This is a genomic window from Mycolicibacterium vaccae NBRC 14118 = CIP 105934 (assembly GCF_001552715.1).
GTDB lineage: Bacteria > Actinomycetota > Actinomycetes > Mycobacteriales > Mycobacteriaceae > Mycobacterium > Mycobacterium vaccae.
In genome coordinates this window covers 1-3,966 of the sequence record NZ_BCRS01000275.1, presented here as the reverse complement: position 1 = coordinate 3,966, position 3,966 = coordinate 1, and the positions used below count along the sequence as shown (strand labels likewise).

The 3,966-nt window shown below is 67.9% G+C and carries 5 protein-coding genes; 4 read left to right on the top strand and 1 reads right to left on the bottom strand.

The genetic code is table 11. The features are described from left to right. From MVA01S_RS28960 to rraA, 3 genes are all read left to right on the top strand, one after another. Positions 1 to 527: CopD family protein (locus MVA01S_RS28960; protein ID WP_174539010.1), on the top strand; the 527-nt coding region annotated here is incomplete at its 5' end. 75 nt (positions 528 to 602) lie between these two features. Then, positions 603 to 1,037 carry a hypothetical protein gene (locus tag MVA01S_RS28955; RefSeq protein ID WP_040541710.1) on the top strand — a complete coding sequence of 145 codons (435 nt, stop codon included), beginning with the start codon at positions 603 to 605 and terminating at the stop codon, positions 1,035 to 1,037. A gap of 191 nt (positions 1,038 to 1,228) precedes the next feature. Next, positions 1,229 to 1,711, top strand: a complete 483-nt coding sequence (gene rraA, locus MVA01S_RS28950; RefSeq protein WP_003931329.1) for a ribonuclease E activity regulator RraA — start codon at positions 1,229 to 1,231, stop codon at positions 1,709 to 1,711. A gap of 9 nt (positions 1,712 to 1,720) precedes the next feature. Here rraA and MVA01S_RS28945 read toward each other — a convergent pair whose 3' ends face one another. After that, entirely contained in the window at positions 1,721 to 3,196 is a 1,476-nt protein-coding gene (locus MVA01S_RS28945) for a flavin-containing monooxygenase (protein ID WP_003931330.1), read from the bottom strand. A gap of 76 nt (positions 3,197 to 3,272) precedes the next feature. On the opposite strand from MVA01S_RS28945, the gene MVA01S_RS28940 reads away from it, so the two are divergent. Beyond that, the gene (locus tag MVA01S_RS28940) at positions 3,273 to 3,917 is read left to right on the top strand and encodes a TetR/AcrR family transcriptional regulator (protein WP_003931331.1); all 645 of its coding nucleotides are present in this window, start codon (positions 3,273 to 3,275) and stop codon (positions 3,915 to 3,917) included. Positions 3,918 to 3,966 lie beyond the last annotated feature (49 nt).

Genomic DNA, 3,966 nt, shown 5'->3' with positions numbered 1-3,966 from the left:
GCGGGCTGGCCGTGTCGGGCCGGTCGGGTCCGGCGGGCATCCTGACCGCGGGGCTGGCCGGCGTGGGCATCGTGGGACACCCACTGACCGGCCACCTGTCCGACAGCGCGCTCGGCGGCCTCGCGGTCGCCGTGCACACCCTGGCGGCGGCGGTCTGGTGCGGCGCGCTGGCCGCGCTCGTGCTCACCGTCGACCACCGCGGCCAGTGGGCGCGGGTACTCCCGCGCTTCTCCAGGCTGTCGCTGGTGTGCGTGGCCGCTCTGCTGGCCGGGGGCGTCGCCGCGGGCGCGACGGTGCTGCACTCGCCCGGCGACCTGGTCCTCACCGGTTACGGCAGGCTGCTGTCGGCCAAGATCCTGCTCACCCTGCTGCTCATCGTCCTGGCGTGGCGCAACCGTGAGCTGTGGCTGCCCGCGGCCCGGGCCCACCGCAGCACCGCCGCGGTGTCGCGCACCCGGGCCTACACCGAACTGGCGGTGATGGCGGTGACGGTGGCGGCCGCTGCGACGTTGTCGGTGACCGGCTGACACCGGGAAGGACCCGGGTTACCACCTGGCATGATGGGAACACTGCCGGTTGCAGACACTCTCGAAGGAGCACAGATGGCAGACCAGCCGGATCGGCCAGACGAAAGTCCCGATGCCGCAACCCCTGCGGTGCCGCCTGCGGCGCCGCCGGTGAAGAAGGCTGCCGCCAAGAAGGCCGCACCCGCGAAGAAGGCTCCGGCCAAGAAGGCCGCGGCGAAGAAAGCCGCGCCCGCGAAGAAAGCCCCGGCCAAAAAGGCCGCACCTGCCAAGAAGGCCGAGCCGCCGGTGAAAGCGGTGCCCGTCAAGGCCGACCTGGCTGCAGCGGCTGAAGAGACTGCGGCCCAAGCGAAGTCGACGGTGGCGACTGCGAGCACGGCGATCTCGGCGCCGGTGCCCGTACCACCGGACACGACGGATTCTTCACGTCTGCCGCTGGTCGCAGCGCTGGTCACCGGGATTGTGGCGGTCGTCGTGGTGTTCCTGGCCGCGCGCCGCAACAGCGGGAACTGACGCGTCCGGCGCCGTGCCCGGGATCACCGGAGGGCGGTGCGACGCGCTACCTCACCATCGACCTGCTGAACGGTTCGGCGCCAAGGGATTTCCTGGCACGCCGGGTTGGGAGGCGGGCCTGGCGTTCCTCGCGGCACCGGGTTCGGGCGTCATCGTGGCCAGGCGAGCGCCGGGGCTGAGATAATCGCCGGGTGACTGTGACACCGCGCCCCACCGCTGACCTGGTCGACGAGATCGGCCCCGACGTCCGCAGCTGCGATCTGCAACTGCGCCAGTTCGGCGGGCGCACCGAGTTCGCCGGACCGATCACCACGGTGCGGTGTTTCGAGGACAACGCGCTGCTCAAGTCCGTGCTCTCCGAGCCAGGCGACGGCGGCGTACTGGTGATCGACGGGGACGGGTCGCTGCACACGGCGCTGGTCGGCGACGTGATCGCCGAACTCGGCCGCTCCAACGGGTGGTCGGGGCTGATCGTCAACGGCGCGGTGCGCGACGCCGCGACCCTGCGGACCCTCGACATCGGCATCAAGGCACTGGGCACCAACCCGCGCAAGAGCACCAAGACCGGCGAGGGCGTGCGCGGCGCGGCGGTCGAGTTCGGCGGCGTGGTGTTCGTCCCGGGCCACATCGTCCACAGCGATGACGACGGAATCGTCGTCATCGCTCCGGACTGATCGCACTGATCACGCAGAGGCCGACACCGGCGCATCGTGTCGGGTGAACGCCAGGGCGTCGTCGTCGACCCTGCCGCGCCGGATCAACTGCAGATCGAGCAGGTAGTTCTGCTTGAGTCGCCACGGCGCCCGCGAGCCCGCCTTCGGCAGATAGTCCAGGGCGCGCAGGACGTATCCCGGCGTGAAGTCCATCAGCGGACGCTCGTCGACGCTGTTGCCGGGATGGCGCGGCTCGACCCGGTCGTATGAGTGCTCGTCCATGTAATTGATGACGCGGCAGAAGAATTCGGACACCAGGTCGGCCTTCAGGGTCCACGATGCGTTCGTGTAGCCGATCGTGAACGCCATGTTGGGCATGTCGGTCAGGAGCATGCCCTTGTAGGCCATCGTGTCGTTGAGCTCGATGGGCTCACCGTTGCGCGAGATGGTGGCGCCGCCGAACAGCTGCAGGTTCAGACCTGTTGCGGTGACGATGATGTCGGCGTCGAGATGCTGCCCGGAGGTCAACTGGATTCCGGTCTTGGTGAACCGCTCGATGGTGTCGGTGACGACGTCGGCCTTGCCGGCCCGGATCGTCTTGAACAGGTCACCGTTGGGCGCCAAGCACAGTCGCTCGTCCCACGGGTTGTAGGTGGGCCCGAAATGCTTGGCGACGTCGTAACCCTCGGGCAGTCGCCGCTGTGCCATCGTCATCAACGTCTTCCGCATGAAATTCGGGAAACGCCGGGCGATCTGGTACTGAGCCGACTGGAAGACGATGCTCTTCCACCGGTTCACGACGTACGCGGCCCTGGTGGGCAGGGTCTTGTTCATCCGCACCGTGAACGGATCGACGTCGGGCAGCGAGCCGATGTAGGTCGGTGAGCGCTGCAGCATCGTCACGTGACCCGCGCCGGTGTTGGCAAGGGCGGGAATCAGAGTCACCGCGGTGGCCCCACTGCCGATGACGACGATCTTCTTGCCCGCGTAGTCCAGATCCTCGGGCCAGTGCTGCGGATGGATGATCGTGCCCTCGAAGTCGTCCGCGCCGGCGAACTCGGGCGAGTAGCCCTGGTCGTAGTTGTAGTAGCCGCTGCAGGCCATCAGGTACCGCGAGGAGATCTCGACTTCCTCGCCGCCGCGGTCGACACGCACCGTCCACCGGTTGTCCTCGTCGCTCCAGTCCGCGGACTTCACGTTCTGCCCGTAGCGGATGTGCTTCTCGATGCCGGATTCGGCGACCGTCTCTTTGAGGTAGTCCATGATCGACGGCCCGTCGGCGATGGCCTTCTCGGAGGTCCACGGCTTGAACCGGAAGCCGAGCGTGAACATGTCGGAGTCCGAACGGATGCCGGGGTATTTGAACAGGTCCCAGGTGCCGCCGAGGTTGTCCCGCCGCTCCAGGATCACGTAGCTCTTGCCCGGACAGCGGTCCTGCAGATGCCAGGCGGCGCTGATGCCGGAGATTCCGGCCCCCACGATGACGACGTCGACAAATTCGGTCATGGCGTAAAGCTATCAACGCCGCGTCGAACGAGTCAACACCCTGTTGATAATTTCGACACCATGTAAAGTCGAGGTCGTGAGCACCACCAGCCAGACCCGCCCCGCCAGGGGCCGCCGCGCCGCCCGCCCGTCCGGTGACGACCGCGAACTGGCGATCCTGGAGACCGCCGAGCGCCTGCTCGCCGACCGCCCGCTTTCCGAGATCTCCGTCGATGACCTGGCCAAAGGTGCAGGGATCTCGCGGCCGACGTTCTACTTCTACTTTCCGTCCAAGGACGCGGTGCTGCTCACACTGCTGGAACGGGTGATCGCCGAGGCCGACGCGGCCCTGGCCCAGTTGATCGCCGACCGACCCGCCGACCGGCGCGCCGTCTGGCGCCGCGGCATCAACGTGTTCTTCGAGACGTTCGGCGCCCACCGCGCGGTGTGCGCCGCGGCGACTGCCGGGGTGCAGAACAGCAACTCCGAGGCGCGTGCGCTGTGGGCGACGTCGATGCAGCGGTGGATCACCCACATCGCCGCGGTGATCGAGGCCGAACGCACCGACGGCGCGGCACCTGACACGGTCCCGGCGATCGAGCTGTCGACCGCGCTGAACCTGCTCAACGAGTCGGTGATGACGGCGGCGTTCGCCGGACATCAACCGTCGATCCCCGATCACCGCGTGCTGGACAACCTGGTCCACATCTGGACCACCAGCATTTACGGCCAGGGCCTCTGATCTGTCGGACCGCAATGCGAACATATGTTCGTGTCCGGTCCTCAGGCGG

Coding starts and splice junctions, on each gene's coding strand:
- MVA01S_RS28955 (WP_040541710.1), top strand. CDS start 603: ATGGCAGACCAGCCGGATCGGCCAGACGAAAGTCCCGATGCCGCAACC.
- MVA01S_RS28945 (WP_003931330.1), bottom strand. CDS start 3,196: ATGACCGAATTTGTCGACGTCGTCATCGTGGGGGCCGGAATCTCCGGC.